Annotated in this window: 22 protein-coding genes; 14 read left to right on the top strand and 8 right to left on the bottom strand. The window is 67.4% G+C overall.

What is annotated here, in order from left to right; translation table 11 throughout:
- The first annotated feature begins 3 nt into the window (after positions 1 to 3).
- From ACSFA5_RS01275 to ACSFA5_RS01265, 3 genes are all read left to right on the top strand, one after another.
- Positions 4 to 279 (top strand): DUF3253 domain-containing protein, encoded by a 276-nt coding sequence (locus ACSFA5_RS01275; protein WP_435442188.1) that lies wholly within the window; start codon positions 4 to 6, stop codon positions 277 to 279.
- Positions 280 to 414: 135 nt separating this feature from the next.
- Positions 415 to 792: a type II toxin-antitoxin system RelE/ParE family toxin gene (locus tag ACSFA5_RS01270; protein WP_435442187.1), complete on the top strand. Its 378-nt coding sequence runs from the start codon at positions 415 to 417 to the stop codon at positions 790 to 792.
- Positions 776 to 1,099: a helix-turn-helix domain-containing protein gene (locus ACSFA5_RS01265; RefSeq protein ID WP_435442976.1), complete on the top strand. Its 324-nt coding sequence runs from the start codon at positions 776 to 778 to the stop codon at positions 1,097 to 1,099. The genes ACSFA5_RS01270 and ACSFA5_RS01265 overlap by 17 nt, the downstream gene beginning before the upstream one ends.
- 163 nt (positions 1,100 to 1,262) lie before the next feature.
- Here ACSFA5_RS01265 and ACSFA5_RS01260 read toward each other — a convergent pair whose 3' ends face one another.
- A complete protein-coding gene (locus ACSFA5_RS01260) occupies positions 1,263 to 1,559 on the bottom strand; it encodes a hypothetical protein (protein ID WP_435442186.1) in 297 nt (98 codons plus the stop codon).
- A 345-nt stretch (positions 1,560 to 1,904) separates the two neighbouring features.
- Between ACSFA5_RS01260 and ACSFA5_RS01255 the strand changes: the two genes are divergently transcribed.
- Complete coding sequence (locus ACSFA5_RS01255) at positions 1,905 to 2,936, top strand: LysR family transcriptional regulator (RefSeq protein WP_435442185.1); 1,032 nt, start codon at positions 1,905 to 1,907, stop codon at positions 2,934 to 2,936.
- Here ACSFA5_RS01255 and ACSFA5_RS01250 read toward each other — a convergent pair.
- The 4 genes from ACSFA5_RS01250 to pdxR form a co-directional block, all read right to left on the bottom strand.
- Complete coding sequence (locus tag ACSFA5_RS01250; protein WP_435442975.1) at positions 2,854 to 3,702, bottom strand: ABC transporter permease subunit; 849 nt, start codon at positions 3,700 to 3,702, stop codon at positions 2,854 to 2,856. The two genes, ACSFA5_RS01255 and ACSFA5_RS01250, sit on opposite strands and share 83 nt — an antisense overlap.
- Before the next feature lie 37 nt (positions 3,703 to 3,739).
- Entirely contained in the window at positions 3,740 to 4,528 is a 789-nt protein-coding gene (locus ACSFA5_RS01245; RefSeq protein ID WP_435442184.1) for a taurine ABC transporter ATP-binding protein, read from the bottom strand.
- A 247-nt stretch (positions 4,529 to 4,775) separates the two neighbouring features.
- Positions 4,776 to 5,783, bottom strand: coding sequence for a taurine ABC transporter substrate-binding protein (gene tauA / locus ACSFA5_RS01240; protein ID WP_435442183.1), 1,008 nt, complete (start codon positions 5,781 to 5,783; stop codon positions 4,776 to 4,778).
- 170 nt (positions 5,784 to 5,953) lie between these two features.
- Positions 5,954 to 7,492 carry a MocR-like pyridoxine biosynthesis transcription factor PdxR gene (pdxR, locus tag ACSFA5_RS01235; protein WP_435442182.1) on the bottom strand — a complete coding sequence of 513 codons (1,539 nt, stop codon included), beginning with the start codon at positions 7,490 to 7,492 and terminating at the stop codon, positions 5,954 to 5,956.
- A gap of 138 nt (positions 7,493 to 7,630) precedes the next feature.
- Between pdxR and ACSFA5_RS01230 the strand changes: the two genes are divergently transcribed.
- From ACSFA5_RS01230 to ACSFA5_RS01190, 9 genes are all read left to right on the top strand, one after another.
- Positions 7,631 to 8,035: a nuclear transport factor 2 family protein gene (locus ACSFA5_RS01230; protein WP_435442181.1), complete on the top strand. Its 405-nt coding sequence runs from the start codon at positions 7,631 to 7,633 to the stop codon at positions 8,033 to 8,035.
- 35 nt (positions 8,036 to 8,070) lie between these two features.
- Entirely contained in the window at positions 8,071 to 9,549 is a 1,479-nt protein-coding gene (locus tag ACSFA5_RS01225; RefSeq protein WP_435442180.1) for an NAD(P)/FAD-dependent oxidoreductase, read from the top strand.
- 322 nt (positions 9,550 to 9,871) lie between these two features.
- Positions 9,872 to 11,419, top strand: a complete 1,548-nt coding sequence (locus tag ACSFA5_RS01220) for an ABC transporter substrate-binding protein (protein WP_435442974.1) — start codon at positions 9,872 to 9,874, stop codon at positions 11,417 to 11,419.
- Between the two features lie 10 nt (positions 11,420 to 11,429).
- On the top strand, positions 11,430 to 12,407 hold the full coding sequence (locus tag ACSFA5_RS01215) for an ABC transporter permease (protein WP_435442179.1): 978 nt from the start codon (positions 11,430 to 11,432) through the stop codon (positions 12,405 to 12,407).
- Positions 12,404 to 13,294, top strand: a complete 891-nt coding sequence (locus ACSFA5_RS01210) for an ABC transporter permease (protein ID WP_435442178.1) — start codon at positions 12,404 to 12,406, stop codon at positions 13,292 to 13,294. Before ACSFA5_RS01215 ends, ACSFA5_RS01210 begins: the two co-directional genes overlap by 4 nt.
- Positions 13,294 to 14,355, top strand: a complete 1,062-nt coding sequence (locus ACSFA5_RS01205; protein WP_435442177.1) for an ABC transporter ATP-binding protein — start codon at positions 13,294 to 13,296, stop codon at positions 14,353 to 14,355. Before ACSFA5_RS01210 ends, ACSFA5_RS01205 begins: the two co-directional genes overlap by 1 nt.
- Positions 14,352 to 15,389 carry an ABC transporter ATP-binding protein gene (locus ACSFA5_RS01200; protein ID WP_435442176.1) on the top strand — a complete coding sequence of 346 codons (1,038 nt, stop codon included), beginning with the start codon at positions 14,352 to 14,354 and terminating at the stop codon, positions 15,387 to 15,389. Before ACSFA5_RS01205 ends, ACSFA5_RS01200 begins: the two co-directional genes overlap by 4 nt.
- On the top strand, positions 15,386 to 17,077 hold the full coding sequence (locus tag ACSFA5_RS01195) for an amidohydrolase (RefSeq protein ID WP_435442175.1): 1,692 nt from the start codon (positions 15,386 to 15,388) through the stop codon (positions 17,075 to 17,077). Before ACSFA5_RS01200 ends, ACSFA5_RS01195 begins: the two co-directional genes overlap by 4 nt.
- Positions 17,078 to 17,092: 15 nt before the next feature.
- Complete coding sequence (locus ACSFA5_RS01190) at positions 17,093 to 18,055, top strand: CobW family GTP-binding protein (protein WP_435442174.1); 963 nt, start codon at positions 17,093 to 17,095, stop codon at positions 18,053 to 18,055.
- Between the two features lie 109 nt (positions 18,056 to 18,164).
- Here ACSFA5_RS01190 and ACSFA5_RS01185 read toward each other — a convergent pair whose 3' ends face one another.
- Entirely contained in the window at positions 18,165 to 19,226 is a 1,062-nt protein-coding gene (locus tag ACSFA5_RS01185; protein WP_435442173.1) for a GGDEF domain-containing protein, read from the bottom strand.
- A 211-nt stretch (positions 19,227 to 19,437) separates the two neighbouring features.
- Between ACSFA5_RS01185 and ACSFA5_RS01180 the strand changes: the two genes are divergently transcribed.
- Complete coding sequence (locus tag ACSFA5_RS01180; RefSeq protein ID WP_435442172.1) at positions 19,438 to 19,902, top strand: GNAT family N-acetyltransferase; 465 nt, start codon at positions 19,438 to 19,440, stop codon at positions 19,900 to 19,902.
- A gap of 7 nt (positions 19,903 to 19,909) precedes the next feature.
- Here the strand turns inward: ACSFA5_RS01180 and ACSFA5_RS01175 are convergent, their stop codons facing one another.
- Positions 19,910 to 20,218 (bottom strand): hypothetical protein, encoded by a 309-nt coding sequence (locus tag ACSFA5_RS01175; protein ID WP_435442171.1) that lies wholly within the window; start codon positions 20,216 to 20,218, stop codon positions 19,910 to 19,912.
- 218 nt (positions 20,219 to 20,436) lie between these two features.
- Positions 20,437 to 21,492: an NAD(P)-dependent alcohol dehydrogenase gene (locus ACSFA5_RS01170; RefSeq protein ID WP_435442170.1), complete on the bottom strand. Its 1,056-nt coding sequence runs from the start codon at positions 21,490 to 21,492 to the stop codon at positions 20,437 to 20,439.
- Positions 21,493 to 21,504 lie beyond the last annotated feature (12 nt).

Below are 21,504 nucleotides of genomic sequence, written 5' to 3'. Positions count from 1 at the left end.
GCGATGACGAGCGATGCGTCCGTTGCTGCGACCGACCCGAAGGTCGAGCAGACCATCTTTGCGCTGCTCGACCGGCGCGATGCGTCCGCTTCGATCTGCCCGTCGGAGGTTGCGCGCGCGCTGGCGAGCGACGATCCTGGTTGGCGCGCTCTCATGCCTGCCGTGCGCCAGGTGGCCGCGAAATTGGCGGCCCAGGGAACGCTGCGGGTCACGCGGGGGGCTGACGAGGTGGATGCGACGTCCAAGGGTGGGCCGGTGCGATTACGCCGGCCGAAGTAGCGCGCTCTGAACAAGGATTCATGCAACCCTCTCGCCGCGTGCCAAGCTGGCCTTGAGTCGAAAATCCTCTCCCGTGAATTGACCTGCTGCGAGGTGCCTGCCCTGGAAAAGTAGCACCCGGTGATACACTAAAACATGCAGCAGAAAAAGAAAACGCGCGTCTTCAAGACGACCAGGTTCGGGAAGGATGCGAAGAAGGCTCGAATCAGCGATGAGGATTTGTGCGAGGCCATCGACCAAGTGATGGCTGGGCAAGCAGACGACCTGGGCGGCGGTGTCTTCAAGAAGCGGTTGAACGACAACATGCATCGCTCCATCGTGCTCGCCAAAGGCGGACGGTATTGGATTTACGAGTACCTGTTCGCCAAGAAGGATCGCGACAACATCGAAGACGACGAACTGGCTGCGTTTCGTTTGCTGGCAAAGAGCTACGCCGGGCTGACGGATTTACAGATCGCTCAATTGGTGAGCGACAAACATTTTGTGGAGATATGCCATGACGACAAAGCCTAAGTTCAAGAGCGATGCTTTCGAGGCCATTCACGCTTCTGCGAGCGCCTTGCGAAAAGTTGGCGCCATCGACAAGGCCACCATGCGCGAGTTCGACGAAACCTGCCTCGTCGCTCCGCCAGCCTTCGCGCCCAAGCAGATCAAGCTGATTCGCGAAGCTGCGCATGTCAGTCAGCCGGTTTTCGCGCGCTATCTGAACACCAGCGAATCGACTGTTCAAAAGTGGGAGGCCGGCACCAAGCGGCCCAGCGGCATGGCGCTCAAGTTGCTTTCCGTCGTTGAAAAACACGGCTTGAAAGTGCTTGCCTGACTGCGCCTGCCAAGCGCAGCACCGATGACAACGTCGCTACGCCCTGTTCGTTGAACGCATAGAGCGCAATGCTCTGGCCTGCGTTTTGAGGTCACAGTTTGTGACCTCAAAACCCCTCACTCCTCGGACGAGAGCCGATACGTCAAATCGGCATCGAAGGTCTTCATGTCGCCCCGCCTTCGCTCACAGCAACGCGCAGCGACCGCACCGCGGCATCGGCCGTCTCGATCCGTCGATGCAGTTCTTCATTGACCACTTGCACCAGCGCACTGAGTTCGGACCGGTTCGGACAGACCTCTTCCGTGTCTTGCACGCGCTGCGGATCGATGAGCTTTTCGATGCACGCATACGCACGCTGCACGACGCGAAGGCTGTCGACGCCGTCGCATGCCTGCAGCGCGAGCGCTTCGGCGCGGGCGGTTGCCGAAGAAGATTCGGGGAACGGGGGAACATGAGCCATGAATGGCCTCCAAGAGGTGCGGTTTACTGAAACCACCGCTCCCGAGACCAATCGGAGGCGGCAGCTCGACGAGTTGGTCTACCGGGCACCTCTTGCGAGAACCGGCCGGGCTTGCGCCCGCCCGTCGAGCCGCCAAAACTGGAGGCACGAACGACAAAGCCGCAGACCTTGCGGGTGACTGCGGCTTTCGTCGCAGAGATGCTTCAGGAGACCAATCCCGATCACGCTCTTTTTTTGGCGTGACGGCGGCAGTATAGCCACGCAGTCATCGCCGCTTCGAGGGGGAAACCTGCGATGCCCCGCGGAAAGACCCCAGCCCCGGAAGCTGGAACAATCCGCCCATCTATGGACGGCCTCGATCTCATCAAAACATTCCGCGAAGTCGCGTTCCGGCGCAGCTTCTCCCGCGCGGCGATTTCGCTGGGCATGTCCAAGGCCACGGTCAGCCGCTACGTGGCCGAGCTCGAAGAGCGCAGCGGCGTGCGCCTGCTCAACCGCTCCACCCGCTCCCTGAGCCTGACCGACGCCGGCCAGGTGCTGCTCGACCGCAGCACCGAGCTGGTGGCCATGGCCGAAAACACCCTGAACGACCTGCAGGCCCACGGCTCGCACCCGCGCGGGCGGCTGCGCATGAGCGCGCCCAACGGCCTGATCGCGGGCTGGCTGTCCGACGTGATTGCCGGGTTCATTCGCCTCTACCCCGACGTGTACGTGAGCCTGGTGTTCACCAACCGCGACATCGACCTGATCGAGGAAGGCATCGACATCCACCTGACCGGCGGGCGCATCGACGACATGAACCTGATCGTGCGCCGGCTGGTGCAGTACGACATGGTGGTGTGCGCCACGCCGGCCTACTGGGCCCAGCGCGGCATGCCGCAGGTGCCCGCGGACCTGGGCCGCCACGAGATGCTGAGCTATTCGTCGATGCCCACCACGCACCTGCCCTTCGAGACCGACGGCAAGCCGCACGACGTGACAGTGCACAGCCGCATGGAAGCCAACGACGCCGTGGCGCTGATCGAGCTGGCGCTGCGCGGCGTGGGCGTGGCCTACGTGCCCGAGCCGCTGGCGCAGTCGCACCTGGAGCGCGGCGCGCTGGTGCCGGTGCTGCGCGAGCACATGCCGCGCGACCACTGGCTGTATGCGGCCTACTCGCAGCGCCGCCACAACAGCGCCGCGATGCGCGCGATGCTCGACTTTCTGGAGCAGTCGATGGCGCCGGCCGGCCAGGCGATGCCGACCTTGCCGCCCGCATTGCAGGTGTCGCCGCTGTCGCCGATCTCTGCTGCGCCTACATGCGCCCTTTCCAGGGCACCAGCCGTCGCTCGAGCCACCGCATCAGCAGGTCGAACAGATAAGCCACCACGCCAATGACGATGATGCCCATGATGACGATGTCGGTGCGCAGGAAGTTCGACGCGTTCAGCACCATCTGACCCAGCCCCACGCTGGCCGCCACCATCTCGGCGGCCACCAGCGTGGTCCAGCCGAAGCCGATGGCGATGCGCATGCCCACCAGGATGTCGGGCAGGGCCGAGGGCAGGATGACATGGCGAATCACCTGCATGTAGCTCGCGCCCATGGAGTACGCCGCGTTGATCTGCTCTTGCGACGCACTGCGCATGCCCGAGCGCGCGGCCAGTGCCAGCGGCGCGAAGCAGCTCAAGAAGATCAGCAGCACCTTGGGCAGCTCGTCGATGCCGAACCAGATGATGATGAGCGGCAGGTACGCCAGCGGCGGCAGCGGCCGGTAGAACTCCAGCGGCGGATCGAAAATGCCGCGCCAGAAGCGGCTCATGCCCATGGCAATGCCCACCGGAATGGCGGTGGCGCAGGCCAGGAAAAAGGCCGAGAACACGCGGAACATGCTCGCCAGAAAGTGCTGCCACAGCGGCTTGTCGTTGGCCTGGCCGGTCAGGTATTCGTAGAACTGCTGGAACACGGCCTGCGGCGTCGGCAGGAACAGCGGCTTGACCCAACCCATGTTGGTGACCAGGAACCACAGCGCGATCAGCGATGTCACGGTCACCACGCTGATGACCACGCTGGAGCCTTCGCCCGGCACCTTGAAGGCGCTGGTCTTGAGCTTGGTGCCGGCTGCGGGCGGCGGCGTGGCGGCGGGCTTGGACGGTGGCGTCATGGCAGCGTTGACCACACGGGGCGATGCGATGGTGACCTCAGGCATGGACGGCCTCGCGGTGGTGAATGATGGACAGCACTTCTTCGCGCATGCGGATGAACTCGGGCTCGGACTTCACCTTGCGTGAATCGCCGTGCGACAGGAACTGGCGCGAGAAGGGCACGTCGTCGTACACATGCGAAATGCGCCCGGGGCTGGGGCTCATCACGATCAGCCGGGTGGCCAGGAACAGCGCCTCTTCCACCGAGTGCGTGATGAAGAACACCATCTTGTTGGACTTGGACCAGGCGTGCAGAAGAATCTCTTGCACCTGTTCGCGCGTGAACGCATCGAGCGCGCCCATGGGTTCGTCCATCAGCAGCACGGCGGGGTCGCTGGCCAGTGCGCGCGCAATGCCCACGCGCTGCTGCATGCCACCGGAGAGTTCGTACACGGCACGGCCGGCGTACTTTTCCAGGCCGACAAGGGCAAGCTTTTCTTCGGCGATGCGGTCACGCTCGGCCTTTCCCACACCAGCCAGCCGCAGGCCGAGTGCCACGTTGTCGCGCACGTCGAGCCAGGGCATGAGCGCATGCTTCTGAAACACCACGCCACGGTCGGCCCCGGGGCCGACCACCGGTTTGCCGTCCAGCAATATCTCCCCCGTCGAGGGCGGCAGGAAGCCGGCGATGCTGTTGAGCAGCGTGGTCTTGCCGCATCCTGACGCACCCAACGCAACGACGAAATCGCCGTCGTGCATGGTGAGGTTGACCGGGGCCAGCGCCTGCAGCGTGCCGCCCTTGACTGCGTAGTTGACCGTGAGGTCCCGGATGTCTAGCGTGGGCATGTTCGTTTCTCCGTTGAGTGTTCGAGGCTGCACGTTCAGGGCGAGTGCGAAGAACACCGGGTACTCCCCTCCGCGAATGTCCCCCGGCCTTCGGCCTCCTCCTTTATTTCGCTGCGGGGAGCACCCGATGCTCTTCGCACGTGGGCACGCTGCTGGTTTGCCCCGGTCAACGACCGCTCTGATCGACAGGCACCCCGTCGGCGTGAGCTACGCCCTGAACAGCGGCGTGTCCAACCGACAGCACCCCCTACTTGCCCATCGCCTTCTCGACATAAGCAGTGGTCACGAAAGCGTTGTAGTCGGGCTTCACCTCCTGCACGCGCCCCTGTTCCTTCAGGAAGGCCGCCGTGTTCGCCATCGCCTTCGCAGCACCACCACCGAGCCACGCAGGCGAGAGCTGCTCGGCCATCGTCGGGAAGGTGTAGAGCGCCATTGCAGGCCCCACGTCCTTCGGGTCGGCCTTGGTCCACTTGGCCATGGCCTTGGTCTGCGGCGAGTCGGGCGTCCAGCTCTTTCCGGTGGCCTTGTATTCGTCGTTGGCGCGGTTCAGCGCCTTCACGAACGCGACCATGAACGGCTCGTTGGCGGCAGCCCACTTGGCGTTGACCACGATGCCTTCGAACGTGGGCGCGCCGCGTTTGCCGATGCTGCCCGAAGTGGCGATGGTCTTGCCGTTGGCCTTGATCCTGGAGAGCACCGGGTCCCAGATGAACGTGGCGTCGATGTCGCCGCGCTCCCACGCCGCCGCGATCTCGGGCGGGCGAAGGTTCATCACGTTCACGCTCTTGGGGTCGACGCCGTCCATCTTCATGCCGGCCATCAACTGGTAGTGCGCGGTCGACACGAACGGCGTGGCCACCTTCTTGCCGGCCAGGTCCTTCATGCTGTTGATGTTGGAGCCGTTGCGCGCCACCAGCGCCTCGGCGTCGGCGATGTCGGCGGAGATCCAGAACAGCTTGATGTCCTGCCCCTGGCTGGCCGCGGCCGTCAGCGGGCTGGAGCCGGTTTCGCCCATCTGCACGTCGCCCGACGCCATGGCGCGAATCACGTCGCCACCGCCCGAAAACATGCGCCAGTTGATCTTGTAGCCCGTGGCCTTCTCGACCTCGCCGGACTCCATGACCAGGCGCAGCGGCACCAGCATGTCCTGGTGAGCGAAGGTGACCTCCTTGGTCTGCGCGAAGGCTGCGCCACCGAGGGTCATTGCCGCCGCGAGGGCTGCGCACTGGAGGGAAAGACGTCGGGACAAGGTCATCTGTTTTCTCCTGGAGGGTGAATCTCGCAGCGGACTTTGCACCCAACACCGCCAGCCAGGAAGTGCCAGCGCTTGTGCGTGCGTAGAGCCAGTGGCTCGGGACTTACCCTCGTTCTGGTGCGCGCCGCACGCCAGCGGTGCGCTTCGGCCTTCAGCCGGGGCCGCAAGGCTCAGTGCGTGCGGCCACCCGCCGGCCGCGTTTCGCCCCGCGCCAACGCCAGCTCTTCGACTGCCAGCCCCAACGCCCGGATGCCCGCAGGAATCTGCGCTGCCGCAATGGACGACAACCGCAGCCGGAAGAACGGGCACGGGTACGGCGGCTTGGCAAAGAACACGTCCCCCGCCTCGATCAGCACGCCATGGTTGCGCGCCATCAGCGACAGCTCGGTCGCGTCCACCCACGTCGGCGCCTGCACCCAGATCGACGCGCCGCCCGACGGCAGCCGGAATTCGAAATCGGGCAAATGGTCGCGCAGCGCCTGGGCCGCCAGCGCCAGCCGCTCCTGCATGGCGTGGTTCACCCGCCGCGCATGCGACTCGTGATGCCCCAGCGACAGGAACAGCGCGTACGCGTGCTGCAGGAAGGCGCTGGGGTGCCGCACCATCGCATGGCGAATCACGCGCAGTTCCTTGATCAACGCGCGCGGCGCCACGATGAACCCCAGCCGCAGCGCAGGCGACAGGCTCTTGGACACCGACCCCACGTAGATCACCCGCCCCGTCTTGTCCAGGCTCTTGAGCGCGGGCATCGGCTTGCCTTCGTACAGGTTCTCGGCCTCGTAGTCGTCCTCGATGATCACGAAGTCCTGCAGCTCCGCCTTGCGCAGCAGCCACTGCCGGCGCTCCAGGCTCAGCGTGGCCGTCGTGGGGCTCTGGTGCGACGGGGTCACGAACAGGTAGTCGGCGGCGGGCAGCGCATCGACCACCAGCCCGTCTTCATCGACATCGACCTCGACCCATTTCGGCTGGCGCAACGAGAAGCTGTTGCGCGCATGCGGATGGCCCGGCTCTTCGAGCCCCACGCGCGTCTGCTCGTCGAACAGCGCCTCGGCCAGCAGGTAGTAGGCGTGCTGCGCGCCCATGGTCACGAGAATTTCTTCCTTCAGCGCGAACACGCCGCGCTTGGGCAGCAGGCGCGTGCGGATCTGCTCGATCAGGTCGGGCACGTCGTCGGTTTCGAAGTCGGGCGTCCAGTGCGGCAGCTGCGAGCGCGCCAGGCTGCGCGCGCAGCACTCGCGAAAGTCTTCGGTGGGAAACAGCTGCGGGTCGTAGTTGCCGTAGACGAAGGGGTACGGGTAGTCGCGCCACCGGTCGGGCTTGGAGAGCGTGGGCTTGTCCATCAGCGAGCGCAGCACGCGCCCCGACCAGTCCGGCGGCTGGCTGGCCTGCCCGCTGCGGCTCACGAGCGGCTCCGCATGTGCGGCGGACACCGGCCGCGCGTTGCGCGCCACGAACACGCCGCTGCGCGGGCGCGCTTCCAGGAAGCCTTCGTCGATGAGTTGCAGGTACGCGGAGGTGACCGTGTTGCGGCTCAGCCCGAGCAGCGCCGCGAGCTCGCGCGACGAAGGCAAGGGCGCGCCGGGGCTCAGGTGTTCTTCGAGGATGGCCTGAACCACGGCGGTGCGCAAGCGGGCTTGCAACGGCAGTGCCGGCTGGTCGGGCAGCGCGAAGAGCTGCGCCCATTGAGTGGCTCGCGGGTTCGGGGGCATGGTGCGCCGCAGTTTAGGGCAGCCGATGCCGTTCGTGCCCTTTGGCCGGCGCTCTGGCTCGGTCGAATCCCCCCAACTGGCCCTATCGCGCGGGCAGCGGGCTGCCTACGCTTGCCCATCAATTTCCGGAGCTCCCGCGTGACCGAATCTTCTGCCTCTACCGTGACCACCGACACCCTCGCCGCCTTCAGCGACGCCTGGAACCGCCACGACATCGACGCGCTCATGGGCTTCATGACCGACGACTGCATCTTCCAGACCGCCGCCGGCCCCGACGCCTGCGGCACGCGCAATGTGGGCACCGAGGCGGTGCGCAAGGCCTTCGCCGCCGCGTGGGCCGCGGTGCCCGACGCGCAGTGGGTGAACGGCCAACACTTTGTGCATGGCGACTTCGGCACCTCGCAATGGACCTTCACCGGCACCGCCGCCGACGGCAGCCGCATCGAGACCGACGGCATCGACGTGTTCACCTTCCGGGGCGCAAAGATCCACCTGAAGAACGTGTTCCGCAAGGCCCGGCCCAACCTGCCCGCCGCGAACTGAGCCGAACCCTTTCTTTTTCCTTCCTGGAGCCCTTCATGACCATGACAGGCACCGTGCAGTTCGCCACCGCCAGCGCAGCCATCGACGCCGCATCGTTCGAGCCGCAGCCGCTGCAGGTGCCCATGCGCCCCTACGACCCGCAGTACGACCCGCTGCACGCACCCGACCCCGGCGCGGGCCGCGCCTATGCACCGACCTGGTGGGTGGCCAGCGCCGGCACGCCACCGGAAGACGACGGCCCGCTGGTGACCGACATCGATGTCGACGTGGCCATCATCGGCTCGGGCGCCACCGGCATGTCGACCGCGCTCTACCTGGCGCAGGAGCACGGCATTCGCGCCACCGTGCTCGAAGCCAACCAGGCCGCCTGGGGCTGCTCCAGCCGCAGCGGCGGCCAGGGGCAGAACGCGAGCGGACGCCTGAAGCGCTCGCAATGGATCCAGCGCTGGGGCATGGACACCGCCAGGCGGCTCGACGCCGAGATTCGCAGCGGCTTCGAGAACTTTCGCCACCTGACCACGCAGATCGACTGCGACGCGTACGACGGCGGCCACCTCTACCTGGCGCACCGGCCCGAGAAGCTGCCGGTGCTTGACGCCGAGGCGCGGCTCATGCGCGAGAAGTTCGGCTACGCCACCCGCATGATGAGCGCCGAAGAGGTGCGCGAGAACTACTGCGACGAGCGCGAAACCGTGGGCGCGATGTTCGAGGCCGAAGGCATCGGCATCCACCCGCTGAAGTTCACCTTCGGCCTGATGCAGCGCGCCCGCGCGCTGGGCGTGAAGGTGCACACCTCCAGTCCGGTGCAGGGCTGGCACACCGTCGACGGCGTGCACCACCTGCAGACGCCGGCCGGCGTGGTGCGCGCGCGCCGCGTAGCGGTGTGCACCGGCGGCTACACGGGGCAGGCGCTGAGCCCGCTGCTGAAGAACCGGCTCATGCCGATCCTGTCGAACTCGGTGGTCACGCGGCCGCTCACCGATGCGGAGCTGCAGGCCACCCGCTTCCGCTCGAAGACCTTCCTGACCGACACACGCACGCTGCGCTTCTATTACCGTCTGCTCGAGGGCAACCGGCTGCAGATCGGCAGCCGCAGCGCGGTGACCGGCGCCGACGCCGAAGACCCGGTGCACCTGAAGCTGCTGACCGACGCCATCGCGCGCAAGTTTCCGCCGCTGGCGGGCATCCGCATCGACTACTCGTGGTGGGGCTGGGTCGACATGAGCCACGACATGATGCCGCGCATCACGCAGCCCGAGGCGCACAGCAAGGTCTGGTACGCGGTGGGCTACGGCGGCAACGGCGTGTCCTTCTCGACCTGGGCCGGCAAGCGGCTGGCCGAGCGGGTGGCGGGCAAGGACACGGGCAAGGACGTGTTCGAACTGCCCATCTACGGCTCGCCGCTGCCCTTTCCCAACGTGCTGGGCATGGTGGAGTCGCGCGCGTTCGCGCCGTTCCGGCGCATGGGGCAACGCATGCTCTACAAGTGGTACTGGCTGCGCGACGAGAAGTAGGCAGCGCGGCGCCTCGCCTCATCGGGAAACGCACCGCGCACGCGCATTCCCCGATGTGGCGCACGGCCCCGTCGCACAACGGGGCAAACCCGTGCCTTCTGGCCCTGTGACTCGCGCGGCGTTGGCTCTTCGCCGGCGCGCACCAAGCGCCTATCTTCGACACCGAGGTCATGCAACGCCGCGGACCGAAACCGATTGCCTGTGTCGAACTCCCTGAGGTCCTGTCATGCCGATCCCCACGCTTCCCTCGCTGCCCTCGATTCCTTCGCTCGCGGCCGATGCGGTCTTCACGCGCCGCACCACGCTGCTTTCCGCCACGCTCATGGCCGCGAGCGGGCTGCTGCCGCTGTCCGCGTTCGCGGCCGACGAGCCCAAGCGCGGCGGCACGCTGGTCATCGGCAGCACGCAGACGCCCCGGCACCTGAACGGCGCGGTGCAGTCGGGCATTGCCACCGCCCTGCCCTCGACGCAGATCTTCGCGAGCCCGCTGCGCTTCGACGACAAGTGGAACCCGCAGCCCTACCTCGCCGAGTCGTGGAAGCTGGCCGACGACGGCAAGTCGCTCACGCTCAAGCTGCGCAAGGACGCGGTGTTCCACGACGGCAAGCCCGTCACCTCGGCCGACGTGGCCTTCTCGATCATGGCCATCAAGGCCAACCACCCGTTCACCACCATGATGGGCCCGGTGGAGAAGGTGGAAACGCCCGACGCCTACACCGCCATCGTGCGCATGAGCGTGCCGCACCCGGCCATCGTTCTCGCGATGTCGCCCGCGCTGTGCCCCATTCTTCCCAAGCACATCTACGGCGACGGGCAGGACCTGAAGAACCATCCGCGCAACAGCACCGACGTGATCGGCTCGGGCCCCTTCCGCGTGACCGACTTCAAGCCCGCGCAGCGCGTGGTGCTGGAGCGCTTCGACAAGTTCTTTCTGCCGAACAGGCCCTACCTCGACAAGATCATCGTCAACATCACGCCCGACTCGGCCAGCCTGATCCTCGGGCTGGAGCGCGGCGACATCCAGATGGTGCCCTTCGCCACGCTGCCCACCGACCTGAAGCGCCTGGCCAACGACCCCAAGGTGTCGCTCACGCCCAAGGGCTACGACGGCATCGGCGCGCTCAACTGGCTGGCCTTCAACACGGCGAAGAAGCCGCTGTCCGACGTGCAGGTGCGCAAGGCCATTGCCACCGCGCTGGACAAGAACTTCATCACCAAGGCGCTGATGGGCGGCTTCGCCACCGTGTCCGACGGCCCGCTGGTGGGCAGCAGCCCGTTCGCGGTGCCTGACCTGGTGCGCTACCCGCTCGACCTGAAGAAGGCGGCCGACATGCTCGACGCCGCGGGCTACAAGGCCGGGGCCGGCGGCGAGCGCTTCAAGCTCACCATCGACTACCTGCCCGGCGCCGACGACCAGCAGAAGAACGTGGCCGAATACGTTCGCGGGCAGCTCAAGAAGGTGGGCATCACGGTGGAGGTGCGCGCCTCGGCCGACTTTCCGGCCTGGGCCAAGCGGCTGGCCTCGCACGACTTCGACCTGTCGATGGACACGGTGTTCAACTGGGGCGACCCGATCATCGGCGTGCACCGCACCTACCTGTCGACCAACATCAAGCCCATCGTCTGGACCAACACCCAGTCGTACGCCAACCCGAAGGTGGACGAGTTGCTCAATACCGCCGGCAGCCTGATGGACCCCACGCAGCGCAAGGCCTACTACGCCACCTTCCAGAAGATCGTGACCGACGAGTTGCCCATCGCGTTCATCAACCAGGTGCCGTACCACACCATCACCAGCAAGAAGCTCGGCAACGTGCCGACCACCATCTGGGGGCCGATGTCGCCCATGGACGAGGTGTACTTCAAGTAAGGCGCGGGTCATGGGCATGCTGCGCTACATCGCATCGCGACTGCTGCAGGCGCTGGGCCTGGTGACGGCGGTGGTGGTTCTCAACTTCGTGCTGGTGCACGCCGCGCCGGGCGACCCGGTGGAAACCATTGCCGGGGCCAGCGGCGGCATGTCGCCCGAGCTGATGGCGCAGTTGCGCGCGCAGTACGGGCTCGACAAATCCCTGCCCGTGCAGCTGGGCGTGTACCTGGGCAAGGTGGCGCGAGGCGACCTGGGCTATTCGTACTTCTTCAACCTGCCGGTGACGCACCTGATCGCCGAGCGCGTGCCGGCCACGTTGCTGCTGGTGCTGAGCTCGGTGCTGCTCGCCTTCTTCGCGGGCACGGCGCTGGGCGTGCTGTCGTCGCGCAAGCCGAACGGCTGGCTGTCGCAGTTCATCACCGTGCTGTCGCTGGTGGGCTTCGCGGCGCCGGTGTTCTGGCTGGGGATCATGCTGGTGATCTTGCTGGCCTCAGTGTTTCCGATATTGCCGGTGTCGGGCATGCGCGCCATCGACTCGAGCGGCACCGGCGGGCTCGCGGACATGATCGACGTGGCCTACCACCTGGTGCTGCCCACGCTCACGCTCAGCCTGGTGTACCTGGCGCAATACAGCCGGCTGGCGCGCTCGTCGATGCTCGACGTGCTGGGCTCGGACTTCATTCGCACCGCACGCGCCAAGGGCCTGGCCGAGCGCGTGGTTCTCTACAAGCATGCGCTGCGCAACGCGCTGCTGCCGGTGGTCACGGTGCTGGGGCTGCAGTTCGGCAACGTGCTGGCCGGCGCCATCCTGGTGGAGACGGTGTTCAACTGGCCGGGCCTGGGCCGCCTGGCCTTCGAGTCGGTGCTGCGGCGCGACTACCCGACCATCCTCGGCGTGCTGCTGTTCTCCTCGGTCGTGGTGGTGGTGATGAACCAGCTCACCGACCTGTGCTATCGCTTCATCGACCCACGGATCAAGGCCTCATGAACAAGGTGACTGCGATGCCTTCCGTTGCCGCACCCGCCGTGCGCGTGGAACACCCGGGCGTGGAGGCGCTGCGCATGTTCCTGCGCAACCCCGCCGCCATCGTCGGCATGGCGATGCTGCTGGCGGTGCTGGTGGTGGCCATCGCCGGGCCCTGGTTCTACCCGGCCGACCCGTTCGAGATCAAGACCGCGCCGCTCACGCCGCCCTTCAGCGAAGACGCCTGGCTGGGCAGCGACTACCTGGGCCGCGACGTGCTCACCGCGTTGATCTACGGCGGGCGCGCCACGCTGCTGGTGGGCGCGGTGGCCGCGCTGCTGTCGGTGGCCATCGGCATCACGCTGGGCGCGTTTGCCGGCTACTACGGCGGCAAGGTCGACGCGGCGCTGATGAAGCTGACCGAGTTCTTCCAGGTGCTGCCCGCGCTGCTGTTCGCGATGGTGGTGGTCACGCTGTTCTCGCCCACGCTGGTGACCGTGACGCTGGCCATCGGCATCGTGAGCTGGACGGGCACCGCCCGCCTCACGCGCGCGGAGTTCATGAAGTTCCGCGGGCTGGAGTTCGTGCGGGCCGAGCGGGCCATCGGCGCGCGCGACGCGCGCATCATCTGGAAGGTGATTCTTCCCAACGCACTGCCGCCGCTGGTGGTGTCGGCCACGCTGGCCATCGGCGCGGCCGTTCTGTTCGAGGCGGGGCTGTCGTTCCTGGGGCTGGGCGACCCGAACCAGATGAGCTGGGGGCTGATGATCGGCTCCAGCCGGCAGTACGTGCTGTCTTGCTGGTGGGCGGTGGCCTTCCCGGGTGCGGCGATCTTCGTCACCGTGCTGGCGGTCAGCCTGATCGGCGACGGCCTGAACGACGCCCTGAACCCCAAGCTGAGGGAGCGCTGATGGCAACCCACAACGAAGCATTGCTTCGCGTGCAGGACCTGCATGTCGAGTTCAAGACCCGCCGCGGCCAGGCGCTGGTGCTCAACGGGGTCGACTTCGAGGTGCGCGCCGGCGAAACGCTGTGCGTGGTCGGCGAGTCGGGCTGCGGCAAGAGCATGACGGCGCTGGCGCTGCTGCGGCTCATTCCGTCGCCGCCGGGGCGCATTCGCCAGGGCCGCGTGCTGTTCCAGGGCGAAGACCTGATGCAGGCCAGCGAAGCGCGCATGCGCGAGGTGCGCGGCAACCGCATCTCGATGATTTTCCAGGAGCCCATGACATCGCTGAACCCGGTGTTCACCGTGGGCGACCAGATCGGCGAGTCGCTGCAGCTGCATGCGGGGATGAACGCCCGCGAGGCGCACCAGCGCGCCATCGAGATGCTGCGGCAGGTGGGCATTCCGGCGCCCGAGCGGCGCGTGGACGAGTACCCGCACCAGCTCTCCGGCGGCATGCGCCAGCGCGTGATGATCGCCATGGCGCTGGCCTGCCGCCCCGACATCCTGATTGCCGACGAGCCCACCACCGCGCTCGACGTGACGGTGCAGGCGCAAATTTTCGACCTGCTGCGCGAGCTGCAGCGCGAGAAGGGCACGGCCATTGTGCTCATCACGCACGACATGGGCGCGGTCGCCGAAATGGCCGACCGCGTGATGGTGATGTACGCGGGCCGCGTGATCGAGCAGGGCACCACCGAGCAGGTGCTGTCCGAGCCCGGCCATCCCTACACGCGCGGGCTGATCGACTGCCTGCCGGAGTTGGGCAGCAGCGCCGCCTATGGAGACGGTGCGCGCGAAGATCTCGCCGAGATCGCGGGCGTGGTGCCGTCCATCTGGGAGCTGGGCACGGGCTGCGCCTTTCGCGAGCGCTGCCCGCGTGCGATGGCACGCTGCGCGCTCGAGGTGCCGCCGATGTTCGCGGTGCATGGCGAGGTGGCGTCAGGCTTGCCGCACGGCGCGGCCTGCTGGCTGCATGCCGAAGCGCCATCGCAATCCCTCGAACAACGCGACAAGGTGGCCGCATGACATTCATCGGCAAGACCGACACCCTGCTCTCGGTCGATGACCTGAAGGTGCACTTTCCGCGCGGCAAGACCGGCTGGGGCCGCACGCCCGAGGTGGTGAAGGCGGTGGACGGGGTCTCGTTCGAGGTGCGCCGCGGCAGCACGCTGGCGGTGGTCGGCGAATCGGGCTCGGGCAAGACCACGACCGCGCTGGCGGTGATGCGGCTTGCGCCCTTCACATCGGGCCGCATGCGGCTGGGCGACACCGACCTGGGCGCGCTGCAGGGCGAGGCGCTGCGCCAGGCGCGCACGCGCATGCAGATCATCTTCCAGGACCCCTTTTCCTCGCTGAACCCGCGCGAGCGCGCGGGCGCCGCCGTGCGCGCGCCGCTGGACCTGATGCGCGTGGGCACGCCCGACGAGCGCACGCGCCGCGTGGCCGAGCTGTTCGAGGCGGTGGGCCTGCGGCCCGAGCAGCAGCACCTGTTTCCGCACCAGTTCTCGGGCGGGCAGCGCCAGCGCATCAACATCGCGCGGGCGCTGGCCACCAACCCCGAGCTGGTGGTGTGCGACGAGCCGGTGTCGGCGCTGGACATCGCCATTCGCGCGCAGATACTGAACCTGCTCGCACGGCTGCAGCGCGAGCTGGGGCTGACCTACCTGTTCATCTCGCACGACATGGCCGTGGTGGAGCACATCTGCGACGACATCGCCGTGATGTACCTGGGGCAGATCGTCGAGCGCGCGCCGCGGCGCAGCTTCTTCGCGCGCCCGCTGCACCCGTACAGCGTGGCGCTGATGTCGGCGGTGCCGACCGTGAGTGGCGGGCGCCGGCGCGCGGCGCACCGCATCAAGCTGAGCGGCGATCCACCGAGCCCCATCGACCCGCCCAAGGGCTGCCGCTTTGCCGGCCGTTGCCCGGTGGCGGAGCCGGCCTGCACGGCCGAGCTGCCCCCGCTGCGCGAAGTCGCGCCCGATCATTGGGTGCGCTGCCGGCGCGTCGACGTGGTCGACGGCCTGGCGCGCCCGCCCCTTTCGCTTCCAGAATCGCCATGAGCCCCAACAACGCAACCACCACCGTCTACACGGCCCGCAAGATCCTCACCATGAACCCGATGCAGCCGCACGCCACGCACGTGGCGGTGCGCGACGGCCGCGTGCTGGCCGTCGGCACGCTGGCGGACATGCAGGCCTGGGGATCGTTCACGCTCGACGAACGCTTTGCAGGCAAGGTGCTGATGCCCGGCCTCGTCGAAGGCCACTGCCACCTGAAGGAAGGCAGCATGTGGGACTGGACGTACCTCGGCTGGTTCGACCGCCGCGACCCGGCGGGCAAGGTGTGGAGCGGCCTGCGCTCCATGGACGAGGTGGTGTCGCGCCTCACCGAAGTGGCCGCGCAAATGAACGCCGACGGCGTGCCCGACACCGAGCCGCTCGTCGCCTGGGGCTTCGACCCCATCTATTTCGGCGGCGAACGCATGACGGTGCAGCACGTCGACCGTGCGAGCGCCACGCGGCCCGTCGTCATCGGCCATGCCAACGGACACCTGATGAACGTGAACAGCGCGATGTTGGGCATTGCGCAGATCACAAGCGACAACGAGGTCGAAGGCGTGGTCAAGTTCGGCGAAGGCGCCGGCGAAGGCCTCGAAGGCGAGCCCACCGGCGAGCTGCAGGAGCCGGCCGCCATGTTCCTGGTGCTGCGCAAGATCGGCAATGCCGGCCTGCTCGCGCCGATGACCGAGGCCGGCGTGCGCTCGTTCGCCAGGCTGGCTTGCCTGCAGGGCGTGACCACCGCGACCGACCTCGTCAACAAGCTCACGCCCGAAGACTGCGGCGTGCTGGAAAAGGTGACGCAGGACGACGGCTTCGGCGTGCGCATACTGCCTGCGTTCCAGGCCTTCCATGGCACGCACGGTGCACCGCAGGGCGCCGAGCATGTGAAAGCGCTGCTGCCGCGCAACACCGACCGCCTGCGCTACGGCTTGGTGAAGATGATGCTCGACGGTTCGATCCAGGGCTTTTCCGCGCGGCTGCGCTGGCCCGGGCATTTCAACGGCGCGCCCAACGGCATCTGGGTGACCGCGCCCGCGCAGTACGAGGCCGACTTCGAAACCTACCACCGCGCCGGCCTCACGATCCACACGCACACCAACGGCGACGAGGCCAGCGAGGTGGCCATCGACGCCATCGAGCGCGTGCTCACGCGCGCACCGCGCCCCGACCACCGCCACACGCTGCAGCACGGCCAGATGATCGATGCGCCGCTGTTCCGCCGCATGGCGCAACTGGGCCTGTGCGCCAACCTGTTCGCCAATCACATCTGGTACTGGGGCGACCAGCACTACGAAATGACCATGGGCCCCGACCGCGCCAACCGGCTCGACGCCTGCGGCAGCGCGCTGGCCGCGGGCGTGCCGCTGGCCATTCATTCCGACGCGCCGGTCACGCCGCTGGGGCCGCTGTTCACCGCGTGGTGCGCCGTGAACCGCGTCACGCCCAAGGGCAGGCTGCTGGGCGAGGCCGAGCGCATCACCGTGGCGCAGGCGCTGCGCGCCGTCACGCTCGGCGCGGCGTGGACGCTGAAGCTCGACGGCGAAATCGGCAGCATCGAATGCGGCAAGCGCGCCGACTTCTGCGTGCTGGAAGACGACCCGCTCGAGATGGACCCGATGGCCCTGAAGGACGCGCGCGTCTGGGGCACCGTGCTGTCGGGCCGCGTGTTCGAGGCACAAAGAGGCTGAGGGGTTGAAGACCGCGTGACGACCTCACACAAGAAGCGCCTGCCCCTCACCGTCATCGGCGGCTTCCTGGGCGCGGGCAAGACCACGCTGCTCAACCGCTGGCTGCGCGAGGCCGACGGGCTGCGCATGGCGGTGCTGGTGAACGACTTCGGCGCGCTCAACATCGACGCCGACCTGATCGCCGCCACGCACGGCGACACCACCGCGCTGACCAACGGCTGCGTGTGCTGCCAGATCGGCGACGACCTGGGGCGCGCGCTGGTGAGCGTGATCGAGGCGAGCCCGCCGTTCGACGCGGTGGTGATCGAGGCGAGCGGCGTGTCGGACCCCTGGCGCATCGCGCAGATCGGCATGGCTGCGCCGGAACTGAGCCTGGAAGGCGTGATCGTGCTGGTGGATGCGAGCGCGGCGGCGCAGCAGGCCCAGGACCCGATGCTGGCCGACACGCTGGTGCGGCAGCTGAAATCGGCCGACCTCGTGGTGGTGAACAAGGCCGACCTGGCGTCCGCCGGGGCGCTGGCTGCGGCGATGGCTTGGGTCGAGGCGACGGTGCCCGACACGCCGTGCATCCAGACCACCGAATCGGCGGTGCCGCTGGCGCTGCTGTCCGGGTCGCTGCACGCGGAAGCAGTGCCGCCCGAAGTGGCGCATGCCTGCGGCCACGACTGTCACGCGCACCACGACCATGGCGCTCCCGACCACGGCGCCATGTTCCAGACCTGGAGCGTGCAACCCGACGCCGTGATTGCCGCGGCCACGCTGCGCGCCTGGCTGCGCCGGATGCCGCCGGGCGTGCTGCGGCTTAAGGGCTTGCTGCGAACCGGCGAAGCCGAATGGTCGGAGGTGCAATTTGCCGGCCGCCACGGCTCACTGCGCAAGGCATTGCCGCCTGCAGGCGACGCGCGCGCCGGTGTGGTCGCCATCGGACTGCGGGGGCGCTTGCCTGAACGCGCGCTGAGGGAATTCTTCGCGCCCTGAAGGCTCTTCCCGTGTCAAGGCGCGTTGCGGCGCAGGAACAAACACATGCCAGAAATCCTGGCTGGCCGCTTGGGCCGCTACGCAAAAATCACAACGGCCGTTACCGTGCTTAGCTTGCGACGCACACCGTATCGCGGCCGGATTGCTTGGCCTGGAGCATCGCGAGGTCCGCCCGGTGCAGGGTCTGCAGAACGGATTCGCCGCCGCGCATGCCGGCAATGCCGGCCGAGACGGTGAGCTGCCCGTCGGGCCGCGGCACCGCCGCCAGCAGGATGCGCAAGCGATCCGCCAGCGCCCGGGCCTTGTCTTCGCCCTGGCCGGGAAGCAGCACGCAGAATTCTTCTCCGCCCAGTCGGCCGAACACGTCGCTGTCGCGCAAGGCCTGCTGCAGCACGTCAGACATGCCGCGCAGCACCGCATCGCCCGCCGCATGGCCGTGCGCGTCGTTGAGGCGCTTGAAATGGTCGATGTCCAGGTACAGCAGCGTGAGCGGCGCGCCAGACACACGGGCGCTGGCCGCGGCGTTTTCAGCCTGCTGGAGAAACTCGGCCCGGCTGCGGGCACCCGTGAGCGTGTCGGTGACGGAGAGCTCGGCCAGCCGGCATTCCTGATCGAACGCGCGGCGTTGGTAGTCCTGCATTCGCAGGTGGCTGACGAAACCCGTGACCAGCGCCATCGCCGCGAACAGCAGGCTGAACACGGTGTCGGTGCGGTTTGCGGTGTGGTCGACCACGAAGGGCACGAACGGCGCATAGCAAGCCAGCGCCCCGCCGATCCACTGGCCCCACGTGATCCAGAAGAAACTGGTGGCCAGCACGATGATGGTGGCCGCCGGCAGGAAGTACATCAGCGGCCGGTCGGTGCCCAGCGCGCCCAGGTAGCTGTTGAGGCTGACGGTGGCAATGGTCGCCATGCAGGCGACACCGTAAGCCCTTACCGAAGGCGCCTTGACGATGATCCAGGCGAACAACGCCGTCAGCGGCAGCAGCAGTACCCGCAGCCAGACGTACTCTGGCGTGGGTATCAGCAGCCGCGCCAGCAGAGCGACCGCCGAACCCAGCACCGCCGTCACGCCCATCTCGACGGCGGTGAGCTGCAGGCGCCTGAGCGTCTGCTCGCGATAGGCTTCCTTGCGGCCGGCGGCGACTGTCTCGTCAGGTCTCAAGGACACTTTTCACCCATGCGAGAGATGGATGCTTCGGACTGGATGACGGGGTCATCGATCGGGGTGTTTGAAACGGTCATCTGGAGGTTTGCGGCACGGTTCGCGCTGGGGCGATGGTAGCTGCTCGCGTGCGTGCGGCGAGCCCGCATCCCCGAGCGAGAAGCCGATTCGTGTTGCAATCTGGCCTTCGCTTTTTCAACGCGCAGGCAGCACACGCATGACGACCTCTTCCCTTTCGATTCGCCCTCCGGCGCCGGACGACTACACGGCATGGAAGCCGCTCTGGGACGGCTACAACGCCTTCTATGGCCGCGAGGGCCCGACCGCGTTGGCCGAAGAAATCACGCAGATCACCTGGCAGCGCTTTTTCGATGCGTACGAGCCGGTGCATGCGCTGGTCGCCGAGCGCGATGGGCAGCTGGTCGGCCTGACGCACTACCTGTTCCACCGCAGCACCACGCGCATCGAGCCGACCTGCTACCTGCAGGACCTGTTCACGCTGCCCTCGGAGCGCGGACGGGGCGTGGGGCGGCAGCTGATACAGGGCGTGTACGACCGGGTCAAGCGCGCGGGCGGACACCGCGTGTACTGGCAGACGCATGTGACCAACGCTGCGGGTCGCCTGCTCTACGACAAGGTGGCCACCCACGACGGCTTCATCGTGTACGGCACCTCGGTCTGAGCAACGCTCAGTACTTGATGGTCACCCCGGCCTTCACGCCGTTGTTGGCCTTGCCGTCGGACGACACGCCGCCGTTGAGCGACACGTTGCCGCCCGTGCTGGCGCCCAGCGAATAGGTCGGCCGCGGCGTGGAGGTGTCGGTGCCGATGTAGGTGCCGCTGCCGTCGGCCCGCTGCACGCCGACGGTCGCACCGTTGACGGTGGCAGCCTGCTCGGTCGGGTTGACGTTGGGCGCCACGTACACGGTGCCCTTGTCGTCGCTGTCGACCGGCACCTTGATCGGCTCGGCCTGCACGAGTGCGCAAGACGCACTCAACCCCAGTGTTGTCACAAGTATCAATTTATGCATTGCTTCGATGCTTTGCCATGGGCGGCGCGATCGGCGTAGGACGCAAGGAGATTCGGGCCGCGAACTGCAACCGCAGATGTCAAAGGCTATGCTTTGACAACCGCCAAGGACGCAACGATGCACACGCAGCCCCCGCCACCCGGCCCCTCGCCGGCTGCGGCCCGCAGCGCCTTCGGCAAGCTGAACTACTGCGCCACCGTGGCCATGTCGATCACAAAGCGGTACTTCACGTCGCTCTTGAGCATGCGCTCGTAAGCCTCGTTGATCTTCGGCATGGCGATGGTCTCGATGTCCGAGACGATGCCGTGCGCCGCGCAGAAGTCGAGCATTTCCTGTGTCTCGGCAATGCCGCCGATCATCGAGCCCGCGATGCGGCGGCGCTTGGTGATCAGGCCGAACACGCCGGGCGACGGATGTGGCGTGCTCGGCGCGCCCACCAGCACCAGCGTGCCGTCGAGCTTGAGCAGCTGCACGAAGGGGTCGAGGTCGTGCGACACCGCCACGGTGTTGACGATCAGGTCGAAGCTGTTGCGGTGCGCGGCCATTTCGTTCTCGTTCTTCGAGACCACGACTTGCGCGGCGCCCAGGCGCTTCGCGTCCTCGGTCTTGCCGGGCGAGGTGGTGAACAGCACCACGTGCGCGCCCATGGCCGCCGCGATCTTCACGCCCATGTGGCCCAGCCCGCCCAGGCCCACCACGCCCACCTTGGAGCCCGGGCCCACCTTCCATTGCCGCAGCGGCGAATAGGTGGTGATGCCCGCGCACAGCAAAGGCGCCACGGCGGCCAGCGACTTCTCGTCGTGCGAGATCTTCAGCACGAACTTCTCGAACACCACGATGTGGTCCGAGTAGCCGCCCAGCGTGTTGGCGCGCGACACCTGCTCCTGGCTGTCGTAGGTGCCGGTCATGCCGTTGTCGCAGTACTGCTCCAGGCCGTCGTTGCAGGGCTGGCAGTGCTGGCAGCTGTCGACCATGCAGCCGACGCCGACGAGGTCGCCGACCTTGAACTTCGACACGTCGCTGCCGACCGCGCGCACGCGCCCGACGATCTCGTGCCCCGGCACGCAGGGGTAGGCGGCCGGCCCCCATTCGCTGCGCACGGTGTGCAGGTCGGAGTGGCACACGCCGCAATAGAGGATGTCGATGGCCACGTCGCGTGCGGCGGGCGTGCGGCGTTCGAAGGTGAAGGGCGCCAGCGGCGTGGTGGCGGACCGGGCCGCGTAGGCATGGGCAAGCGTCATGGGGTGGTGCTT

This window comes from Variovorax monticola, assembly GCF_051216855.1.
In the GTDB taxonomy this organism is placed as follows: Bacteria; Pseudomonadota; Gammaproteobacteria; order Burkholderiales; family Burkholderiaceae_C; genus Variovorax.
This window is presented reverse-complemented; position numbering and strand designations above follow the sequence as displayed.